General features: G+C 41.8%; 16 protein-coding genes and 4 pseudogenes. 11 read left to right on the top strand and 9 right to left on the bottom strand.

Features of this window, described 5'->3' with window-relative positions; genetic code table 11:
• Positions 1-38: 38 nt before the first annotated feature.
• The 7 genes and pseudogenes from rfbH to QWZ07_RS23105 all read right to left on the bottom strand — a co-directional run bounded on the left by rfbH (position 39) and on the right by QWZ07_RS23105 (position 7,441).
• Positions 39-1,352 (bottom strand): lipopolysaccharide biosynthesis protein RfbH, encoded by a 1,314-nt coding sequence (rfbH, locus tag QWZ07_RS23135; protein ID WP_192853291.1) that lies wholly within the window; start codon positions 1,350-1,352, stop codon positions 39-41.
• Position 1,353: 1 nt separating this feature from the next.
• Complete coding sequence (gene rfbG, locus QWZ07_RS23130) at positions 1,354-2,433, bottom strand: CDP-glucose 4,6-dehydratase (RefSeq protein WP_225998465.1); 1,080 nt, start codon at positions 2,431-2,433, stop codon at positions 1,354-1,356.
• 3 nt (positions 2,434-2,436) lie between these two features.
• Positions 2,437-3,210, bottom strand: a complete 774-nt coding sequence (rfbF, locus tag QWZ07_RS23125; protein ID WP_192853289.1) for a glucose-1-phosphate cytidylyltransferase — start codon at positions 3,208-3,210, stop codon at positions 2,437-2,439.
• A gap of 24 nt (positions 3,211-3,234) precedes the next feature.
• Positions 3,235-4,206, bottom strand: coding sequence for an FAD-binding oxidoreductase (locus tag QWZ07_RS23120; protein WP_192853288.1), 972 nt, complete (start codon positions 4,204-4,206; stop codon positions 3,235-3,237).
• Between the two features lie 265 nt (positions 4,207-4,471).
• Positions 4,472-5,565, bottom strand: a pseudogene (locus tag QWZ07_RS23115) (ISAs1 family transposase).
• A 388-nt stretch (positions 5,566-5,953) separates the two neighbouring features.
• Positions 5,954-6,274 (bottom strand): hypothetical protein, encoded by a 321-nt coding sequence (locus tag QWZ07_RS23110; protein WP_192853287.1) that lies wholly within the window; start codon positions 6,272-6,274, stop codon positions 5,954-5,956.
• A gap of 133 nt (positions 6,275-6,407) precedes the next feature.
• A pseudogene (locus tag QWZ07_RS23105) lies at positions 6,408-7,441 on the bottom strand (helix-turn-helix domain-containing protein).
• Between the two features lie 334 nt (positions 7,442-7,775).
• On the opposite strand from QWZ07_RS23105, the gene QWZ07_RS23100 reads away from it, so the two are divergent.
• From QWZ07_RS23100 to QWZ07_RS23065, 8 genes and pseudogenes are all read left to right on the top strand, one after another.
• Positions 7,776-8,312 (top strand): hypothetical protein, encoded by a 537-nt coding sequence (locus tag QWZ07_RS23100; RefSeq protein ID WP_192853286.1) that lies wholly within the window; start codon positions 7,776-7,778, stop codon positions 8,310-8,312.
• Positions 8,264-8,870 (top strand): annotated as a pseudogene (locus QWZ07_RS23095) (N-acetylmuramoyl-L-alanine amidase). Before QWZ07_RS23100 ends, QWZ07_RS23095 begins: the two are co-directional and overlap by 49 nt.
• Before the next feature lie 326 nt (positions 8,871-9,196).
• Positions 9,197-9,533 (top strand): annotated as a pseudogene (locus tag QWZ07_RS23090) (hypothetical protein).
• A gap of 608 nt (positions 9,534-10,141) precedes the next feature.
• Entirely contained in the window at positions 10,142-10,576 is a 435-nt protein-coding gene (locus QWZ07_RS23085) for a rhodanese-like domain-containing protein (RefSeq protein WP_192853285.1), read from the top strand.
• 141 nt (positions 10,577-10,717) lie between these two features.
• Positions 10,718-11,185 carry a protein-export chaperone SecB gene (gene secB, locus QWZ07_RS23080; protein WP_009847959.1) on the top strand — a complete coding sequence of 156 codons (468 nt, stop codon included), beginning with the start codon at positions 10,718-10,720 and terminating at the stop codon, positions 11,183-11,185.
• 178 nt (positions 11,186-11,363) lie between these two features.
• Positions 11,364-12,428: an NAD(P)H-dependent glycerol-3-phosphate dehydrogenase gene (gene gpsA / locus QWZ07_RS23075; protein ID WP_192853284.1), complete on the top strand. Its 1,065-nt coding sequence runs from the start codon at positions 11,364-11,366 to the stop codon at positions 12,426-12,428.
• A 183-nt stretch (positions 12,429-12,611) separates the two neighbouring features.
• Positions 12,612-13,433, top strand: coding sequence for a serine O-acetyltransferase (gene cysE, locus QWZ07_RS23070; protein WP_009847961.1), 822 nt, complete (start codon positions 12,612-12,614; stop codon positions 13,431-13,433).
• 106 nt (positions 13,434-13,539) lie between these two features.
• Positions 13,540-14,691: a murein hydrolase activator EnvC family protein gene (locus QWZ07_RS23065; RefSeq protein WP_192853283.1), complete on the top strand. Its 1,152-nt coding sequence runs from the start codon at positions 13,540-13,542 to the stop codon at positions 14,689-14,691.
• 131 nt (positions 14,692-14,822) lie between these two features.
• Here the strand turns inward: QWZ07_RS23065 and QWZ07_RS23060 are convergent, their stop codons facing one another.
• Both QWZ07_RS23060 and QWZ07_RS23055 read right to left on the bottom strand, forming a co-directional pair.
• A complete protein-coding gene (locus tag QWZ07_RS23060) occupies positions 14,823-15,461 on the bottom strand; it encodes a TetR/AcrR family transcriptional regulator (protein ID WP_065106098.1) in 639 nt (212 codons plus the stop codon).
• A gap of 108 nt (positions 15,462-15,569) precedes the next feature.
• Positions 15,570-16,733 carry a nucleotide sugar dehydrogenase gene (locus tag QWZ07_RS23055; RefSeq protein ID WP_192853282.1) on the bottom strand — a complete coding sequence of 388 codons (1,164 nt, stop codon included), beginning with the start codon at positions 16,731-16,733 and terminating at the stop codon, positions 15,570-15,572.
• 151 nt (positions 16,734-16,884) lie between these two features.
• On the opposite strand from QWZ07_RS23055, the gene rfaD reads away from it, so the two are divergent.
• The 3 genes from rfaD (at position 16,885) to QWZ07_RS23040 (ending at position 20,108) form a co-directional block, all read left to right on the top strand.
• Entirely contained in the window at positions 16,885-17,826 is a 942-nt protein-coding gene (gene rfaD, locus QWZ07_RS23050; RefSeq protein WP_192853281.1) for an ADP-glyceromanno-heptose 6-epimerase, read from the top strand.
• 139 nt (positions 17,827-17,965) lie between these two features.
• Entirely contained in the window at positions 17,966-18,922 is a 957-nt protein-coding gene (gene lpxM, locus QWZ07_RS23045) for a lauroyl-Kdo(2)-lipid IV(A) myristoyltransferase (protein ID WP_192853280.1), read from the top strand.
• A gap of 1 nt (position 18,923) precedes the next feature.
• Complete coding sequence (locus QWZ07_RS23040) at positions 18,924-20,108, top strand: O-antigen ligase family protein (protein ID WP_192853279.1); 1,185 nt, start codon at positions 18,924-18,926, stop codon at positions 20,106-20,108.
• Positions 20,109-20,152: the final 44 nt, after the last annotated feature.

Genomic DNA, 20,152 nt, shown 5'->3' with positions numbered 1-20,152 from the left:
TTAAAGGCTAACATCTGCGTTAGCCTTCCTTCTTTATATTAGAAACTTAAACCAAAAAACTCTTCAAACTTTTCAATAATAAAATCTAAATGATCATTGGTTAAACCAGGATACACTCCAATCCAGAACGTATTATTCATAATTAAATCAGTATTAGTTAATTCACCAACAACACGATAGTCAACATCTTTAAAGTAAGGTTGACGCGTTAAGTTGCCTGCAAATAGTAAACGCGTACCAATTTTGTGCTGATCCATGAATTTCAATAATTCAACACGGTCAATACCACTTTCAGGTTTAATAGTGATAGGGAAACCAAACCAAGATGGATCAGAATTATCGGTTGCTTCTGGAAGAATAATAAACTCTTCACAAGAAGCTAATCCTTCTTTTAGATATGTGTAATTATCTTTACGTGCTTGTACTAGATCTTCAACTCGATCCATTTGAGCTAATCCACAAGCAGCTTGCATATCTGTAATTTTTAAGTTGTAGCCTAAATGTGAGTAAGTGTATTTATGATCGTAACCTTGAGGTAGAGAACCTAGCTGCATATCAAACCGTTTCTTACATGTATTATCACAACCTGGAGCGCAATAACAATCACGGCCCCAATCACGGAATGATTCAATTAATTTACGAAGTTCTTTATCTTTCGTAAATACAGCGCCTCCCTCACCCATTGTGATATGGTGAGCAGGATAAAAGCTAAGTGTCGAAATATCACCAAATGTACCAACCATTTGACCGTTGTAAGTCGAACCTAATGCATCACAGCAATCTTCAATTAACCATAAGTTATACTTATCCGCTACACGGCGAGCCTCGGTTAAGTCAAAGACATTGCCAAGTGTATGAGCAACCATAATAGCTTTAGTTTTATCAGTTACAGCTGCTTCGATCATTTCTGATTTAATCTGGTATGTAGGGATATCAACATCTACAAACACTGGAATTAAACCATTTTGAATAGTTGGGTTTACAGTCGTTGGGAAACCAGCGGCTACCGTAATCACCTCGTCACCGGGTTTTAACTGGCGATCACCAAGTTTTGGTGATGTTAGTGCTGTTAATGCCAAAAGGTTTGCTGAAGAGCCTGACGTTGTCGTTAATACATACGGTACGCCAAGGTATTCACCTAGACGCTTTTCAAATGCATCATTAAAACGACCTGTAGTTAGCCAACCATCTAAAGACGCTTCAACCATTAACTGAAGCTCTTTCGCTCCTAATACTTTTCCTGACGGCGGTACAATACTCTTACCACCAACAAATTCTTTTGGTGCGTACTCTAACGCTGCATATTGCTCAACAAGTTCAGCTATTTGACTTCTTAGTTGCTCTTTAGACATTTTATTTACCTACTCTTGCTGTCATATATTCGTTAATTTCGTTAATCGTATATTGTTTCATGTCTTCTTTATTAAGCCATGCTTTTTGCCAATTAACGATTTTATCTAATGTGGTACTTAAGTCCCAAACGGGTTGCCAATCCAAACGCATTTTTGCTTTTGAACAATCGAGTTTCAAGTAATGAGCCTCATGAGGGTGCTCTCCCTCACTTAAATACCACTCAGCACCTTCTCCCCATTGTTGAGTTAATCGCTCAACAATCCATTCAACAGGTTTTGCATCTTCTTCTTTTGGCCCAAAGTTCCAACCTTCTGCAAAATCAGGACCTTTCTCATATAGATGCTCAGCTATGGTTATATAACCAGAAAGCGGTTCTAAAACATGTTGCCAAGGTCTAATTGCGTGAGGGCTGCGGATTTCTACTTTTTCATTATTAGAAAAAGCATTCAGCATATCAGGAATCAGTCTATCGTCAGCCCAATCACCACCGCCAATAACGTTACCTGCACGAACTGAAGCTAACGCACAACCATGCTGTTCATATTTATCTTTATTAAAGAAAGATTGTCGGTATGAAGAAGCAACTAACTCAGCACAGCCTTTACTGTTACTGTATGGGTCATACCCCCCCATAGCTTCATCTTCACGGTAACCCCAAACCCATTCTCTATTTTCATAGCATTTATCTGAAGTAATATTTACAACTGCTTTAACACCACCAACTTGTTTCACAGCCTCAAGCAAATAAACAGTTCCCATCACGTTAGTCGAATAAGTTTCCATCGGTTCATCATAAGATAAACGTACTAATGGTTGTGCTGCCATGTGGAACACTATTTCAGGTTTAAATTCAGAAATCACTTCTCTAAGGTGTGGGAAATCTCGAATATCACCTTCTTCAGTCGACATACCAGACCACACTTTTGCTTCTTCAAACAAGCTAGGTGTAGTTGGTGCAGGTAATGAATACCCTTTTACTATTGCTCCCATTTCCTGAAGCCACAATGACAACCAGCCACCTTTAAACCCAGTATGTCCGGTAATAAATACTTTTTTTCCCTGCCAAAAACTAGGATTCATCATTTACTCCCAAATTTTCCAAGGTGCCTTGCCATCTTGCCAAAGCTCTTCTAAATACACTTTATCTCTTAACGTATCCATTGGTTGCCAGAAGCCATGGTGCTCATACGCCATCAATTCGCCATCTTCTGCTAATTTGTTTAGCGGGTATTGCTCCCAAGTACAGCTATCACCGTCAATCAGATCTAACACTTCTGGCGACAATACAAAGAAGCCACCATTGATCATTGCTCCATCACCTTTAGGCTTTTCTTTGAAACTTTTTACTTGACCAGCAGTAATATCTAACGCACCGAATCGACCAGGAGGGAACGTTGCTGTTAATGTTGCGTTTTTACCGTGAGACTTATGGAATTCGATCGTTTTTGTAATATCTACATCACCTACGCCATCACCATAAGTAAAGCAAAATGCTTCTTCATCTTTTAAGTAATCAGCAACACGCCCTAAGCGGCCACCAGTCATCGAGTTATCACCAGTGTCTACTAACGTTACTGTCCATGGCTCAGCCCGTTTTCTGTGTACCTTCATTTCGTTATTTTTCATATCAAATGTTACATCTGACATGTGCAAGAAATAGTTAGCGAAGTATTCTTTAATTACATAGCCTTTATAACCACAACAAATAATGAAATCATTTACACCATGCGCTGAGTATTGCTTCATTATATGCCATAAAATAGGTTTACCACCGATTTCCACCATTGGTTTTGGCTTTACTGATGTTTCTTCACTTAAGCGTGTTCCTAAACCACCAGCTAAGATGACTGCTTTCATTATATACTCCAACTAACTTTTAAATTATTTTGCCGGTGTAAATGCATCTGAAAAAAATGCATCAACCGGTAATTGATATTGTAAGAACAAAGTTTTTGAGTCTTCTATCATACGAATAGAACCGCACGCATAAACTTCGACATTTACTAATGAATCAAAATCTCGAACAACTGCATTTTGAACATAACCTTGTTTATAATTAGGTAATGGTTCAAGTTCGCGCGATAATACTGCTGTAAATGATATGTTCTGATTTTGATTAGCTAATACAACTAACTCATTGCAATATAATTCTTTCTGATATTGCATTCCCCAGTAAATATGAACATCACGCTTATCTTCTTTTGCTATGAGTTCTTCTACTATAGCTTGTATTGGGGCAATACCGGTACCTGTCGCTATTAAAATTAATGGCTTAACATTATCTTTCACAAAGAAAGTTCCTTTCGGCCCTTCTATACGCATTAATTGATTTTCTTTCAGCTCGCCAAACAATAATTCTGACATTTGTCCATTTGGTACTTTTCGAATATGAAGCTCTAGCTCTTTTGATTCAGATTTAGCATTTGCGATTGAGTAGCTTCGCTTAACACCTTTAAAACTTAAATCCACATATTGACCTGGCAAGTAATCAAATTTGGCTGTTGGTGGAAATCGGAACTTAATCGATATAATATCTTCAGTAACATATTCAAAACTTGCAACTTTACATGGTATTGTCTGCTGTTTTATATGAACAAGCTCTGGATAATAATTAGCTTTTAGAACAACATCTGATTTTGCTTTGGATTGGCAAGTGAGAATTTCACCTTGGGTAACTATGTTACCATGCTCATTTTCCACATTTCCTGTAATTATTTCAGCGCTACAAGCACCACAGTCGCCTGTTTTACAGCTATGTTCTAGTGGTATTGATTGTAATAAAGCATCATCAAGTAGGTTATCTTTACTTGTATACTTAACGCCTGCTGGCTGAATTTCGATATTATATTGCATATTTTAAGTTCTATTTATGAAATTTTCGACACTTCAACCTCAGTCATAAAAACATGCTGAGACACTTTTTATTCATTTTGAGACAGCCTATTTTTGACAGTCCCTTGTACACGGAAAAATCATATACATCCCCGTCAATAAAGGCTTGCCAGAACCCTCAGGGTTCCCGCATGAGTTGCAAATTTATTAAAACACCTTAAATCCCAAACAAAACTCTCTCTCGGAACTCAGTATTTAACGCACGGAAAAATCATGAACATTCCCGTCAATAAAGGCTTGCCAGAACCTTTAAAAGATACTCACAATTCATCGCACACATGGCTCTTTTGTGTTTAATACTCGCTTTGAGAGTCGTTTCACTCTTCAGCATGTTTAAGCACATTTGCCTGATCCTTGCAAAATTTTCTGCACCTTCATCTACTCGTTTTCGGCTGGCATCTTCACCGAAAGCGGTATCTAACGACCAGTGCATCGACTCAACCAACCAATGTGAACGTATGGCATTTAACAATTCTTTAGCACTTAATTCCTTCGAGCTAATGTAGTATCTAACCGTGAATTCTGACTCTTTCGCGACCTCTTCCTTTTGTCGCAAAGAAACAACGATACCCATTGTTTTTAGCTCTGGCCATTCAAGTCCAACATCACCTAAAACACTCAAATCAGTATTCGTTAAGGCCAGTCTTGTTTCCTGGCGGCCACGAGACTTTTCCTGCGTGCTATACGAATCACCATCATGATTTTGCAGCATACTCATATCGAAATAATCATTAAACGCTTGCTCTAAACGCCCCTGATTACCTTTAACCGCCAGTAAGTAATCGGCATTCTTATTAAGTATTTTCTGAGCAATTTTCTTTTGGCATCCCATTGCATCAATAGTGACCAAACAACCTGATATATCAAGCAGTTCGAGTAACTCTGGGATAGCAGTGATCTCGTTCGATTTCTCGTAAACTTTATGTTGTCCGAGACTAACACCATTTTCAGTCGCAAAAGCGTTTACCATGTGAATAGCACCAAGACCGCGAGAGTCATCATAAGAGCCCCTAACGGTTTTACCATCAATGGCAATCACTTCACCCTTAGTCAGCTCAGTACAATCCTTCATCCATTCGATAAAACACTTCTGTAGGCGAGTGGCATTAATCATTCCCATCGCTCTTGCTATTGTCGATGTAGAAGGTACACCATGACTAAAATCACCAAACCGCTTTAAAAAAGCTAACTGTGCTTAGCCGTAAAGATGAATGGCTTTCCAATCATCTTGACCGGCAAGTACGGCGCAAATTGTTAACAAAATAATATCAGTTCGACTTTGCCTTGTTGGCGGTAATCTGGGATGACATCAAAATGCATAAATGGGTGTTGGTTACTCACTGTTGGACCTCCAATTTTTCTATGGAGGTATTAGAAAACACTGAAAATGATCTACAAATTGATCATCGGTTAATTGTCAATTATGTGATGGTACTAGCTAACCATATTGAAAAATAGAGTGCCTAACAAGCCACGAAGCCTTAAAACAAGGGCATGTTGATGATTTCTCCCTACCCTGTCACTCAACAGCTTTTAGTGCTATTTCGTTGAGACCCATTCTACTTTAGATACGCTACCGCCCTTAGGTTTGGCTCCTAAAGGCAAGGTAAACCACTTCTATGGAGTTCACACGGTTCTAATTAGCGAGAATTCTAGCAAAACAGGCGTATATTAACTAGTGAAAATAATACCTTGATTAGTCAGCTTGTTACCACGTATTTAACCACCGGCAGCATTGTACGTCTTGCAGGTACTGGGTTCCTATGTGGTAGCGGTTTTCTTGTGCAGCATCGCAGTAGCGCTTTTCTATATCAATGAAAATATTGCCCTTTCGGTACAGAGACACGAAGCTTGGGTTGTTGTTCACAACCAATAACGCTTTGATCTCGGTGCGTGTTAGCCCTTGTGGGTAGTGGTTAACCAGCAGTTTCAAGAACTCTCCAATACGTCCTTCCACTCGCGCTATCTCTTTTTCTAAAATGGTGACTTTTTCTTCCGTTGTCAGTTTTCTTAGGCTGCTCTCGTCCATTTGCCCTCTCCCTAATTCTACTTTTTGTTTCTTGCCGTTTTTGTCTGCACTCGCATTTGGTCTGCCTTAGCCTTTGGTTTTCCTTAGCTTTTGGCTATGTGAATAAGCGCTTAGTCTGTGAATCATCGAATGGTCACTGCTTGGAGTCTGTGCTCGCCGATTTGGATTGAACTAGAGCCTTGATTCGAGCTTCGAACGGGTTGGTGGTGCTTTTGGCGTTGTAGTCCGCTAGGGCCTGAGAGACAGGTGTAGGGTTTTGAGATTTGCTTTCGACTTGATTGCTTTTGACTGGCTGCGCTTGGTTTGAAGCTGTTGAGGGCGCATCTGCTTTTCTTGATCCTACGGCTTTTATTGATTTAGCTTTCTTTGAGGGTTTCACCGCTTTTGTTTGCTTAGCCGCTCTTGTTTGATGGAAAAATGATGACGAGCTCTGCTTCGTTTTGGCTTGGGCGCTTCTTCTTAGCCAGCCATTCACAAAGTGGCCAATGTGCTCAAAGGGTTTGCGCTTATCCGGGTTGATGTACAACCACGCTTGCATGGCATGCAGTTCTTGCAGCACATCTAACTTTGGGTAGGTGCGCTCTAGTATGGTGGTGAACTCATGATAAATGGCGCGCTGCCCTCTTTGGTGAGCAGGTGAATCACGGCTTCATTTTTGGTTTTAGGTGTCGATAGCTCATGTTGTTCAGAACCGCTTGGGAGATCAAGCACATCGGTGTCATCTAAGATATCGCTTTTCAAGCTCAACTCTGTTTTATGTTCTTTATGAAAGATTATGTGTGCAGGATGATCACTCTCCGTGTTGGATCTTGAGTCACCCAGGGGAGTGTCTGAATGGTCGGTTTGGTCTAAACCTCTATCTGCTTGGTTTAAATCGGCCTGTTGAATGTGGCTGTCGCTGGGTAGGCGCAGCTGATAGATATTGCTGCGCTGGCGTCCTGAATCATCAAAGCGCTTTATTCGCTTCACAAAGCCTTGTTTTTCGAGCTCGTTAACGTGTCGTTTCACGGTTCTTACCGACACTTCGCAATATTGCGCTAAGTAATTTAGGGAAGGAAAACACACGCCGCGCGCGTCTGCATTGTCGGCTAATTTTAATAACACCAACTTGCTGATGGGCGAGCCGGTTTTTAATGGGATACAAGAAAGAATAAGAGAAACACACATGATTAACGCTCGTTGTTAGTTGATATTGGCCTTGGTCTAGCGCTTGTCTTGGTCTAACTATTACCTTTGATCTGGCTAGAGCCATTCGTTTGCATAACAAGTTATTAACACCACTTTTTTAAGTATTAGGGGCAAAGGTAAGGCGAGATAAAAAGTAACAAAAAGTGTTTATCCTGCTTGCTCTCATCGATATGCAACAACACAGCCATCTAGACTGATAGCCTTCGAAGCACCTCTCACTTTTTTGTGTTCCTCCGTTTTCGCGTCATTACCGCCAACCCCAATCACAAATCTTGAAGTACATTGCCCTCTCCATGCAGCAATAAGGTGCTTAATGAAGGCGATAGTTTCTCTTTTTATTTTAGCGTACCAACCCGGAATGGCGAGCATCGAGTGCCGTGCTAACTCCCTCACTCAGTCACACCACACATTGTTATGTGATGACCAATATGGCTTCGAGAGCAGTGAGGCTGGGGTTTATAAGGAAAAGGCTTATGAGGACAAGTGCTATGAAGGTAAGCATTTCGAAGACCAGCGCTTCGAAGAGCCTGATTTTGAAGGTGCTCGTTGTAAAAATCTGCTCTTTGAAGATACTCGCTTTGAACATCCTAGCTATGACGATATTTGTTGGATGATCAGCCGAGCACGGCGCAGGCAGCCACTGGGTTATTGCGTGATGTATTTACGTTATGTCAGCCACCACTCTTGTTATGCCAAAACCGTAGCCACCAGTTTGCGACAACACATCGCATTGCACCCTAATTTAAAAGAATCGTTATCTACGCCTTTAGTCACCTGGTTACAACAACAAGAGGATTTATTTTGTCAAACACTCCACCAGCAACTGATCGAGTTCCACACCAGCCTTTAGAGGCTTCTGTTTTACAAGAGCGGGATTGTTCGCAAGAACAGGCTAGCCAGGTAGAGCTCATCCCTTCGTTAGAGCCTTGTTTACCATCAGCATCCCCCTTTTCTGTTAACTCCGTATGCTTTCAGTCTGGTTTCGGTTTTACTCCGCCTACCTCATTGCCCGCCCTACTCTTTTATTACGGTGCATTGCAGCGCCACGCCGGCAAAGCAAGATTTAGACGTAGCCGAGATTCGCCGATGGCATAAAAAGAGAGGCTGGCGTGATGTGGGGTATCACTTTGTGATTCGTCGCAATGGGGATGTCCAAGTGGGCAGGCCGTTGTCGCAAACTGGCGCGCATGTGAAAGGCCACAACAAAGGCAATATTGGGGTTTGTATGGTCGGTGGCTGTAATGCCGAGCTGCAACCAGAAGATAACTTCACGCTTGCTCAGCGTAAGGCATTGTTTGATTTGATGGCTGCGCTACAAGAGCAGTTTTTGATTTCAGATGAGAATGTTAAGGGGCATAAAGATTGGGGTGTGAATAAGGCGTGTCCGGTTATGGCTTTAAGAGCCTAGAGGCAGATGCGGGATGCGAAAAGCTAGAGGAGCAGGTGAGGGTGGCGCGAGAACGAGTAGCGAAGAGACTAAAAGCAGATTCCAGATACTTCGTTCCTCAGTTCTGGAATGACAATATGGTGGTATGGGTAAGTTAAACGATGCTGCTAGAGGGTATTAATTAAATCAAAAAGTCGTCATTCCCTACAGTGAGGGACGAACGTGATAGGGAATCTAATTCAACGCACAAATGGCGGAGGAGAGGTCTCGCTAAGGTTGTCGAATCAGAAAGTTATACAGTCAAAGTATACATGCGGCCCAAGCCAATCAATAAACCAAGGAGCAGTATGACATTGTTCGGAAGAATATTTGGGAGCCAGTCTTCCATTAGCAAAGCGTTAGATGCAATCACCAACACAGGAGATGCGATGTTTTTTACTGATGAAGAAAAAGCGAAGCACAAGCTGGCATTGCTTAAAGCGTATGAACCTTTTAAGTTGGTACAGCGCTACATCGTGTTGTTGTTCACCATTCCTTATGTGGCACTGCATGTGATGGTGATTTTGGGCTGCATGCACGGCTACGATTGGAAACCCTTGGGGGGAAATGACCAATGAAGCGTTTGGTTATCCAGTGTTAGCAGCGATTGGATTGTATTTAACGGGTGGCGTGGTGAAGAAGTAGATGCGGGTGTTCAAGAGCAGATACGAGTAACGGGTAAGCGGGATTCGCCCCTCTATTAAACTCCGTCATTCCAGAATTGAGGGACGAAATATCTGGAATCTCAATGTCACGTCCAATTTACATGTTTGGTACTCACGACGAAAAGAGATTCCCTATCACGCTCGAGCCTCACTGTAGGGAATGACGCCGTTATTTTTTACTATTAGGTGAAGAGATAAGATACAAGTAAACGGGATGCGAAGAGCTAGAAGCAGATACGAGCGGTGCTTTTAGCTCCTCCCTTTTATCACGACTGTTACTTGGCAAAAAATATCAATATAAGGGGAGGCTGGGAAGGGTTGGTTAAGCATCGCTAGCAACCCCCTCTAACTCCCCCTTTTATTGACATCACCACTCACTATAGTCCGGTGTTTAAGGGGGAGAACCAAAAGCTAGGATTGTTGAATAATTTGAAGTGTGAATGTGGGATTCGAGTGAACGAGACGCGATGTACTAAGAAAGAGAGGTAACACTGAGTTCCACAACGCCTTCCTCTGTATTCTCCGACCCTTTCTCGCTATACTCTTTGCCTATAAATTTTCGCCCAATAACGAATAAGAGTTCAAGATATGCAAGAGTTAGTTCCATTTGTTCAAGAGAATATGATTTTAGCCATCGTATGGATCGGCTTGGTTGTTGCCATCATTGCGAACGTTATCAAGACATCAAACGCAGCCTACAAAGAGATCACGGCAGCGCAAACCACACACATGATTAACCGTGAAAACGGTGTTGTGGTTGATATTCGTACTAAAGATGAGTTCAAAAAGGGTCATATTACGGACGCAGTTCACATTTTGCCATCAGATATCAAAGCAAATAGCTTTGGTAGCCTTGAAAGCCACAAAGCAGACCCAATCATCGTAGTATGCAAGACAGGTCAAACAGCTCAAGAAAGCGCGAACTTGCTGGTTAAAGCAGGTTTCGAAAACGTAAGCATACTGAAAAGCGGCTTAGTAGCTTGGAACGAAGCTAACCTACCTTTGGTTAAAGGTAAAAAATAGGTTAAAGGTAAGAAGTCGTTAAAGGTAACAAACCATTAAAGACAAGAAGCAGACTGACCTGATTACACGAATATGACTTTAAGGTTTTGTCCGGCAGATATGGCGAACAAAACCTAATTATAAATTTTTAAGGACAAGAAAATGGCTGAAGCAGCACAACAAGACGCACAACAAAACTTCGCAATCCAACGGATCTTCCTAAAAGACGTATCTTTCGAAGCGCCAAACTCTCCAGACATGTTTCAGAAAGAGTGGAACCCAGATGTAAAACTGGACCTAGACACTCAAAGCCGTGAACTTGGCGAAGGCGTTTACGAAGTAATCCTACGTCTAACGGTTACGGTTAAGAACGCAGAAGACACTGCATTCCTTTGTGAAGTTCAACAAGGCGGCATCTTCTCTGCAAGCGAAATGGAAGCTGGTCAACTGGCTCATTGCCTAGGCGCATTCTGCCCGAACATCCTGTTCCCATACGCTCGTGAAACAATTTCTAGCCTAGTAGTTAAAGGTACGTTCCCACAACTGAACCTAGCTCCAGTAAACTTCGATGCTTTGTTCATGAACTACCTACAAAACCAAGCTCAACAAGCTGAAGGCGAACAGGCTTAAGTCTCAAAGTAGAACTTAACTCTAACGTTTCAAGCGCTAGTTAGCTTTTAAATGCACATCGTAACTTCTGCGATGTGCATTTTTTCTTTACACTGTACTAAGATTGAAAGCTCTTCCTATTTTAGTGGATAGCTTTTTCAGAACTCTTCGATTTCCCTCATTATTTTTAGGTGGAAGCATGACAGAAACAACTCGCCCGACGAACACGACAGATGCTTACGGTAAAGACAGCGCTTACGGCAAAGAGATCACTATGACTGTAATTGGCGCAGGCTCTTACGGGACATCTTTAGCGATATCTCTAGCGCGTAACGGTGCCAATGTTGTTCTTTGGGGACATGATCCTGTTCATATGAATCGCCTTGAATCAGAGCGTGCGAACAACGAGTTTCTACCAAATATAGAATTCCCAGAAAGTCTGATCATTGAATCTGACTTAGAAAAAGCAATAACTTCAAGCCGAGACCTTTTGCTTGTTGTACCGAGCCACGTATTCGGCGTCGTGCTTAACAGCGTTAAACCTTACTTAGCCTCAGACTCTCGCATCTGTTGGGCGACCAAAGGCCTAGAGCCAGAAACAGGTCGCCTGCTTAAAGATGTCGCGCACGATGTGCTTGGTGATGGGTACTCGTTAGCGGTTCTATCAGGGCCGACCTTCGCCAAAGAGTTAGCGATGGGCATGCCAACGGCTATCTCTGTAGCTTCACCTGATGAAGTTTTCCTAGAAGAGCTTCAAGAAAAAATCCACTGCGGTAAAACATTCCGCGTGTATGCAAACTCAGATTTCATTGGTATGCAGCTTGGCGGCGCAGTGAAGAATGTTATCGCAATTGGCGCAGGCATGTCGGATGGTATTGGCTTTGGTGCTAATGCTCGTACCGCACTTATCACTCGCGGCTTGGCTGAAATGAGCCGATTAGGTGCTGCTCTTGGCGCGCAACCAGAAACCTTCATGGGTATGGCTGGATTAGGCGACCTAGTACTAACGTGTACTGATAACCAATCACGTAACCGTCGCTTTGGTTTGGCGCTTGGCGCAGGCAAAGATGTAGATACCGCACAAGAAGAAATTGGCCAAGTCGTTGAAGGTTATCGCAACACCAAAGAAGTTTGGTTATTATCAGAACGCATGGGCGTCGAGATGCCAATTGTTGAACAAATTTATCAAGTGCTGTATCAAGGGAAAGATGCACACTTAGCAGCACAAGACTTACTTGCTCGAGACAAAAAGTCAGAAAGATAATAAGAGCAGATACGGGATATGGGTAACGCAAGAACAGTAGAGAGATTCGGATAAACGAGATACGAAAGATTAAGAGCACATTCAAAGTTCGACGGATATGCTTTTCGTTACTCGCATCTCGCGACTCTAATCTGTTCTTCTAAGCTCACTCGCATCTGCCCCTTAAAAATAATGGATGGTAAAATGAAACACTGTGAACAACAAAAAGTTTGGCAATGCATTGTGAAGGAAGCTCGACAGCAGTCGGAGCAAGAACCTATGCTTGCGAGTTTTTATCATGCCACCATTATCAACCATGAAAGTTTAGGCGCAGCCCTTAGCTACATCCTAGCAAACAAGCTAAAGACGGCTTCAATGCCTGCAATGGCAGTGCGTGAAGTGGTTGAACAAGCATTTAAGCAAGATCAATCTATTATCGATGCGGCCGCTTGTGATATTTGCGCGACGGTAAATCGAGATCCTGCGGTCGAGATGTACTCGATGCCTCTGCTTTATCTGAAAGGCTACCATGCTCTACAAGGCTACCGAGTGGCTAATTGGCTGTGGAAACAAGGTCGTATTGCACTTGCCACTTACCTACAAAACCAAATCTCGGTTGCTTGCCAAGTTGATATTCACCCAGCAGCACGCATCGGCAAAGCAATCATGCTCGACCACGCAACAGGCATTGTGATCGGTGAAACAGCCGTCGTTGAAAATGATGTATCTATCCTTCAAGACGTGACCCTTGGTGGTACCGGTAAAGAAGGCGGCGATCGTCATCCTAAGATCCGCGAAGGCGTAATGATTGGTGCTGGCGCTAAAATCCTTGGCAACATCGAAGTGGGCGAAGGCGCTAAGATCGGTTCTTGCTCTGTTGTGCTACAAGCCGTACCCCCTCACACAACAGTCGCTGGCGTTCCTGCAAAAATTGTGGGAAAACCGAAAACAGACAAACCATCTTTAGATATGGACCAAGGGTTCAATGGTCGCTCGCAAAACTTCATCCATGGTGATGGGATATAAAACAGCAGTAACGGGATACGAGTATCGAGATGCGAAGAGCTTAAAAGCAGATGCGGGATTCGATTCAGCGAAATTCGAAAAATTAAGAGCAGATGAATACAACTAAATGACGATAATGATGAAACAAATTCGAGCCATTAGCCGGACTCTTCTGATATCTACCAGCCTTTGTGCTGCTCTTTTATCTACATCGTCATTTGCCGCCTCTCAGGGGGAACTGAGAGGCGTATCGAGCGAAATATCTCGCCAACAAAAAAACCTGTCCTCACAGCAGAAAAAACTCGACAGCTTACAAGCAAACCTCAAGAAACAAGAGCTATCCATCGCTTCGCTTGAAAAAGCGATTCTAGACAGTAAAAAGCAACTCAATACGGCCAATGCAAATATTGCCAACTTAGACACCAAGATTAAAGCGCTTACTGCTCAGAAAAAAGTCCACACCGACAAATTAGAACAACTGATTCAGACTTACTACATGACAAGTCGAGCTAAAGCGTCTTCTCACATCCTCAATACAGGTGTGGAAGAAGATCGTATCAGTCACTACTACCAACACCTTGCCAAAGCTCGCTCCGCAACAATCAAAACGATTGAACAGACACAACTTGAATTAGAAGAGAGCCATAAACAGCGTCAACTCGAGCAGGAACAAATTACGACCCTGCTAAAACAGCAAACCACCAAGCGCGATAAGTTATCTCAGACTCAAACGCAGCGTAAGAAAACCGTTGGCAGCATCAAGAAAAACATCTCGGGTGATAAGAATTACTTGGCGGAGCTTCAACGCAATGAAACTCGCCTAAAAGCTGAAATAGCGAAAGCAGAGAAAGCGGCTCGAGAAAGACGTAATGCCGTCCCTATGGATGGGTTAGCCAAGCGCAAAGGCAAGCTGCCTTGGCCAATCAAAGACAAAGTTCTGCATAACTACGGCTCACGCCAAACGGGCCAAATTAACTGGAAAGGCATGGTGATCAACGCTAAGTACGGTCAGCAGGTAAAATCGGTTTACTCAGGAACGGTAGTTTTTGCCGAGTACTTACGAGGTTATGGATTAGTGGTACTACTTGACCACGGCAAAGGCGACATGACGCTCTATGGCTTTAACCAAGCACTATTGAAGAAGGAAGGTGATAAGGTTAAAGCAGGTGAAGCCATCGCGCTTGCTGGTGACACTGGCGGCCAAACGCGCCCATCACTGTATTTTGAGATTCGCAGAAACAGCCAAGCTCAGAATCCAAAGAGTTGGTTAGTCAGATAAGGGCAGATGAGGGATTCGAGTAAACGAAATGCGAAGAGCTTAAAAGCAGATGCAACGTTAGAGTAAAACGTTGCATGAAAAACGCTAGCCTAGTCGCCGCTATATCCTGCTTTTCGTTTACTCGTCTCTTTCTACTTAGAGTTCAACGCTCTCACACCATCTTCCAATAATGTCAGCTGCTCAAAACCTTGGGCAGTCGCAATAGGCTTCACAGTCGCTATCATCTGTAGCATCCCTTGATGTACCACTTGCTCTGTAATTTGGGCTTTTGGAGACATCGCAGACTGATAAGCTAACCAACCCGATGCGATCAAGTGAAGGGAAGTAACCATCGACTTCATTTCCGCATCCGTTGCTTTTAGCAAGTTCAACTCAACAAAGGCTCTCATGATATCAACAAGGTTCGTTTGCAATCTTTCTTGCACAGCCATGTAATCAAGGTGCAGTTTTTCATCGCGTGACAATATTTCAGGCAGATTCGCATAGAAGAATCGGTACTTCCACATCAGTGTGAAGATAGAATCTAAGTAGGTCTTTAGTAGCGTCAGGCTTTCTTGTTGGCCTTGAATCGGCGTGAACCTTTCAAGCAACTCTGTTGAATAGAGAGTAAAGATGTCACGGACAATTTCTTGTTTGTTACGGAAGTGATAGTAGAGGTTACCAGGGCTAATCTCGATATGCTCGGCAATATGATTGGTCGTAATACTGCGCTCACCGTGCTCATTAAAAAGCTCTAGAGCAGCGTAAACAATCTTGTCACGTGTTTTCATTAGTTATTAGTATCCCTATCCGTTTAGTGGTTCAGTATATCGCCACTAAACGGATAGATCGAGCTGTTAACATCTGGTCTAATTAGCATTAGCTAAAATAAAACTAGATCAATCACTGCCAAAGAGGTCTCGCGTGTACACCTTATCTGCAACGTCTGCGATCTCTTCTACCATTCTGTTAGAAACAATCACATCTGATACGGCTTTGAATTCTTCTAGGTCAGAATAAACCTTCGAGTTAAAGAAATGCTCTTCCTCTAACACAGGTTCGAATACGACCACTTCAATACCTTTAGCTTTCAAGCGCTTCATAATCCCTTGAATCGACGACGCACGGAAGTTGTCCGACCCGGCCTTCATGATCAAACGATAAATACCTACAATTTTAGGCGAGCGCTTAATAATTGAATCCGCAATGAAGTCCTTACGAGTGCGGTTAGCATCGACAATAGCACCAACAATGTTGTTTGGTACATCTTGATAGTTAGCTAACAGCTGTTTGGTGTCTTTAGGTAAGCAGTAACCACCGTAACCAAATGAAGGGTTGTTATAGTGATTACCAATACGAGGGTCTAAACCAACGCCTTCGATGATCTGACGAGAATCCAAGCCGTGCGCTTCGGCGTAAGAATCAAGCTCATTGAAATAAGAAACTCGCATCGCTAGATAAGTATTTGAGAATAACTTTACTGCTTCTGCTTCTGTTGAGTGAGTAAATAGCACATCTATATTTTCTTTTTCAGCGCCTTCAACTAGGAGATTAGCAAACACTTTAGCTCGCTCAGAACACTCACCTACGATAATTCGTGATGGGTGTAGGTTATCGTACAGAGCCTTACCTTCACGTAAAAACTCTGGTGAGAACATAACGTTTTCACAGTTCAGCTCTTGCTTAACGCGCTCAGTATAACCAACAGGCACCGTTGATTTGATCACCATGACGGCATTTGGATTGATATCCATGACGTCTTTAATGACCGATTCTACAGAGCTGGTATCAAAATAATTGTTTTTTGGATCATAATCAGTTGGAGTAGCAATAATGACAAACTCAGCATCTTTGTAAGCCGACTTATCTGTTGTCGCCCTGAAATTCAGAGTCTTATTTGATAGAAAGTGCTCAATCTCATTATCTACAATCGGTGACTGCTTATTATTCAGCATTGTCACTTTTTCATCAATGATATCTACCGCGACTACTTCATGATGTTGTGCTAACAGCATTGCGTTTGATAGACCCACATACCCAGTACCGGCTACTGCAATCTTCATGATAATACCTATAGTTTTGAGTCATTAACTCAACATAATTTATAACTTAGCTTGCCGTATCATACTCTGGTTGGGGAATTATTCCACTAGCCCGCTTTATCCATTCCTTGCTATACTCGTGACAGTTTTGTATTCAAAAGAGTTAGAAATTATGATTATCGTAACGGGTGGTGCTGGCATGATTGGCAGCAATATTGTTAAGGCGCTAAATGAAGCGGGCCACAACGATATCCTGGTCGTCGACAACTTAAAAGATGGTAAGAAATTTAAGAACCTTGTAGACCTAGACATTACGGATTACATGGATCGTGATGACTTCCTAACTCAAGTTATGGCCGGTGATGATTTTGGTCATATTGAAGCTGTTTTCCATGAAGGAGCATGCTCTGCTACCACTGAGTGGGATGGCAAATACATGATGCTCAACAACTATGAATACTCAAAAGAGCTACTTCATTACTGTGTTGAGCGTGAAATTCCTTTCTTGTATGCCTCTTCAGCTGCGACTTATGGTGAAACCGATACTTTCATTGAAGAGCGAGAATATGAAGGTGCATTAAATATCTACGGCTACTCAAAACAGCAGTTTGATAACTACGTTCGTCGCCTAACCGCGGATGCCGTAGCGCATAACGAAACGCTTCCACAAATCGTTGGCTTCCGTTACTTCAATGTTTATGGTCCACGCGAGCAACACAAAGGCAGCATGGCCTCAGTAGCATTTCACTTAAACAACCAAATGAATGCCGGTGAAAACCCTAAGTTGTTCGCAGGCAGCGAAACCTTCAAGCGTGATTTTGTGTATGTCGGTGATGTAGCAGCAGTAAACCTATGGTTCCTAGAAAACGGTGTTTCAGGTATTTTCAACCTAGGTACAGGCAACGCAGAGTCTTTTGAAGAAGTCGCAAAAGCCGTAATCAAGCACCATGGTAAAGGAGAAATCGAAACGATTCCTTTCCCTGAGCATTTGAAAGGCGCTTACCAAGAATTCACTCAAGCTGACTTAACGAAACTTCGCAGTACTGGTTGCGATATCGAGTTTAGAACAGTGGCAGATGGTGTCGCTGAGTACATGAAGCTCGTAAACGCATAGTTGTAAGCTTTATATTTCAGATTAAGACTAATAGTGCCCCTACTTTTAGGGGGAATTATTGGAGAATCTAGTAAACATAATCATTCCCTGAGTGACCGATATAAAGTTAACTCTCTGATTTAAATAATGTAGTGAACGAATGACCACACAACGTAATGATTTTGATCCAAAAGCTTACAATCCTGAGTTTGAATGGGGATTTCTAGCACCTAAATACTGGGGCACTTGGATTGCTGTTCTGTTATCGTCTTTAGTCTGCTTCTTACCTAATAGCATTCGTTTAGCACTCGCTAAGTTTATGGCTAAACAAGCTGTAAAAATCAAGAATAAGGCTAACCGCCGAGCTCGCGTAAACCTTGAGATGTGTTTCCCGGAACAGTCTGTAGAACAGCGCGAAGAAACTCTCTATCAGTCATACGTTACTTCCATCTCATTTTTGATGGGATTTGCTTCACTGACACTCAAGAGTAAAACTTGGCTAGAGAACAACACTTCGATAAACGGCCTGAGTAACCTAACCGATATTACGGACAGCGGCGAGAATGTGATCTTGCTGGTACCACACACATGGGCTATCGATATCCCAGCGGTATTATTAGCATCACGTGACCTTCCGGTATCTGCGATGGCGAAAGCTCAGAAAAACAAACTCAGTGACTGGTTGATGCACCGACAGCGCGTGCAATATGGTGGTCGTGTTTATGATCGCAGTGGTGGTATCAAACCTTTCATCAAGTCAGTGCGTGATGGGTACCTGGGTTACTATCTCCCTGATGAAGATCTTGGCCGTGAGCACAGTGTCTTCGTTGACTTTTTCGCGACTCAAAAAGCAACTATCTCAGGCCTTGGTCGCCTATCAAAACTAAGCAAAGCTAAAATTGTGCCCTTGTTTGCTCAATACGATAGTAATACTGGTCAATACACGTTGGATTTTTATCCTGCCCTACCTTTCCCAACAGGCAGTGAAGAGGAGGACGCGCGTATGATGAATCAATGCATTGAAGACTACGTAAGCAAAAAGCCTGAGCAATATATGTGGATCTTAAGGCTGCTTAAGACTCGTCCGGACAGCAATATAAACCCTTATAAGATCTAAAATGACCAACTCTACCTCAGATAACTTTTTCACATTTCTCATTTATCTACCTATTTTTAGCATCTTTAGTGTTGGTTTATTTTATTTTGGCTGGGATAAGGCTGTTATTTCTTTATTCTTAATTTCGATTATTTCTTGCATTTTCAAATATAAGACACACGCCATAAGAGAAAATATTAAAGACCCATATATAGTTATTTTAATACTATCAACATTATATGGTTCAGTATTATACAAAACTATTGGTTACGGTTCTGGTGAAATAAGAACTCTCATCGCCTGTTGCTTGTTTTTCCTTTTTTTTCCAAAAGATAAAATAACCGTATCTTCATTCCCCGCATTGATAGTTATCGCTTCTATTGCCTCTTTTTTATTTGTAATTTATTCAAAATACTTTTTAAACATCGATAGAGCGACATGGCCTTTTAACCCAATAACTTACTCAATGTCATTATGTCTTTTTGCTTCATACAGTTTATATTATGGCCTAAAAACCAAACGTTACATTTATATTTTTTCCTATTTTTTATTTACTATATCGATTTTCCTAACAGAGTCTAGGGGACCAATTCTTTCACTTTTAATTACATCGTTACTATTGATCGCAATGACGACATTGACACAAAAAAACATCAGAAAAACATTTCTACTAATAATAACATTCATCTTAGCCATTACGACTTTCACTCATAAGCCTTTAATTGAACGAATAGAGTCAACTAGAAATGAAATAACCACGCTAAGTACTGGTAATTACAAAACCTCAATAGGTCTTCGTTTACAAATGTGGATGTCAGCTCCATATATTATAGCGGAAAAACCTTTTTTTGGTGTAGGTAATAAATTTAAGAATGAGTTAAATAAAATCAGCAAGAGAGATTCTTTCTTTAAAACAATCGCAAGTTTTTCACCTAGTCATTTTCACAATCAATATATAGACAAAGCTGTAAGAAGCGGAATAATAGGTTTGATTTTGTGTCTTCTTACGATTTACTTTCCTTTATACCAATGCTGGAAAAAAAGAAACTTCATTAGTAAAGAAAGTCGAATAATAATCACTTCTTTGGCAATGAGCGTAACAATATGCTCATTAACAGAAGTACCTATGAATCAGAGCTTTTTCTTATTCCCATTTCTAATACTGAATTATTTTCAGCTACGTGCTCCAATCGAAGTGGGGAAATAACAATTGAAATACATATACAGTTTAGAAACAAGTAACCTTCTACA

Origin of the sequence: Vibrio lentus, from assembly GCF_030409755.1 — a bacterium.
In the GTDB taxonomy this organism is placed as follows: Bacteria; Pseudomonadota; Gammaproteobacteria; order Enterobacterales; family Vibrionaceae; genus Vibrio; species Vibrio lentus.
Note: the sequence above shows the minus strand (reverse complement) of the source record. Positions and strands in the feature narration are given on the sequence as shown.

What these genes read in the sequence shown, in the direction of transcription:
- rfbH (WP_192853291.1), bottom strand. Translation starts at nt 1,352, where the DNA reads ATGTCTAAAGAGCAACTAAGAAGTCAAATAGCTGAACTTGTTGAGCAA.
- rfbG (WP_225998465.1), bottom strand. Translation starts at nt 2,433, where the DNA reads ATGAATCCTAGTTTTTGGCAGGGAAAAAAAGTATTTATTACCGGACAT.
- rfbF (WP_192853289.1), bottom strand. Translation starts at nt 3,210, where the DNA reads ATGAAAGCAGTCATCTTAGCTGGTGGTTTAGGAACACGCTTAAGTGAA.
- QWZ07_RS23120 (WP_192853288.1), bottom strand. Translation starts at nt 4,206, where the DNA reads ATGCAATATAATATCGAAATTCAGCCAGCAGGCGTTAAGTATACAAGT.
- QWZ07_RS23110 (WP_192853287.1), bottom strand. Translation starts at nt 6,274, where the DNA reads ATGGACGAGAGCAGCCTAAGAAAACTGACAACGGAAGAAAAAGTCACC.
- QWZ07_RS23100 (WP_192853286.1), top strand. Translation starts at nt 7,776, where the DNA reads ATGAAGGCGATAGTTTCTCTTTTTATTTTAGCGTACCAACCCGGAATG.
- QWZ07_RS23085 (WP_192853285.1), top strand. Translation starts at nt 10,142, where the DNA reads ATGCAAGAGTTAGTTCCATTTGTTCAAGAGAATATGATTTTAGCCATC.
- secB (WP_009847959.1), top strand. Translation starts at nt 10,718, where the DNA reads ATGGCTGAAGCAGCACAACAAGACGCACAACAAAACTTCGCAATCCAA.
- gpsA (WP_192853284.1), top strand. Translation starts at nt 11,364, where the DNA reads ATGACAGAAACAACTCGCCCGACGAACACGACAGATGCTTACGGTAAA.
- cysE (WP_009847961.1), top strand. Translation starts at nt 12,612, where the DNA reads ATGAAACACTGTGAACAACAAAAAGTTTGGCAATGCATTGTGAAGGAA.
- QWZ07_RS23065 (WP_192853283.1), top strand. Translation starts at nt 13,540, where the DNA reads ATGACGATAATGATGAAACAAATTCGAGCCATTAGCCGGACTCTTCTG.
- QWZ07_RS23060 (WP_065106098.1), bottom strand. Translation starts at nt 15,461, where the DNA reads ATGAAAACACGTGACAAGATTGTTTACGCTGCTCTAGAGCTTTTTAAT.
- QWZ07_RS23055 (WP_192853282.1), bottom strand. Translation starts at nt 16,733, where the DNA reads ATGAAGATTGCAGTAGCCGGTACTGGGTATGTGGGTCTATCAAACGCA.
- rfaD (WP_192853281.1), top strand. Translation starts at nt 16,885, where the DNA reads ATGATTATCGTAACGGGTGGTGCTGGCATGATTGGCAGCAATATTGTT.
- lpxM (WP_192853280.1), top strand. Translation starts at nt 17,966, where the DNA reads ATGACCACACAACGTAATGATTTTGATCCAAAAGCTTACAATCCTGAG.
- QWZ07_RS23040 (WP_192853279.1), top strand. Translation starts at nt 18,924, where the DNA reads ATGACCAACTCTACCTCAGATAACTTTTTCACATTTCTCATTTATCTA.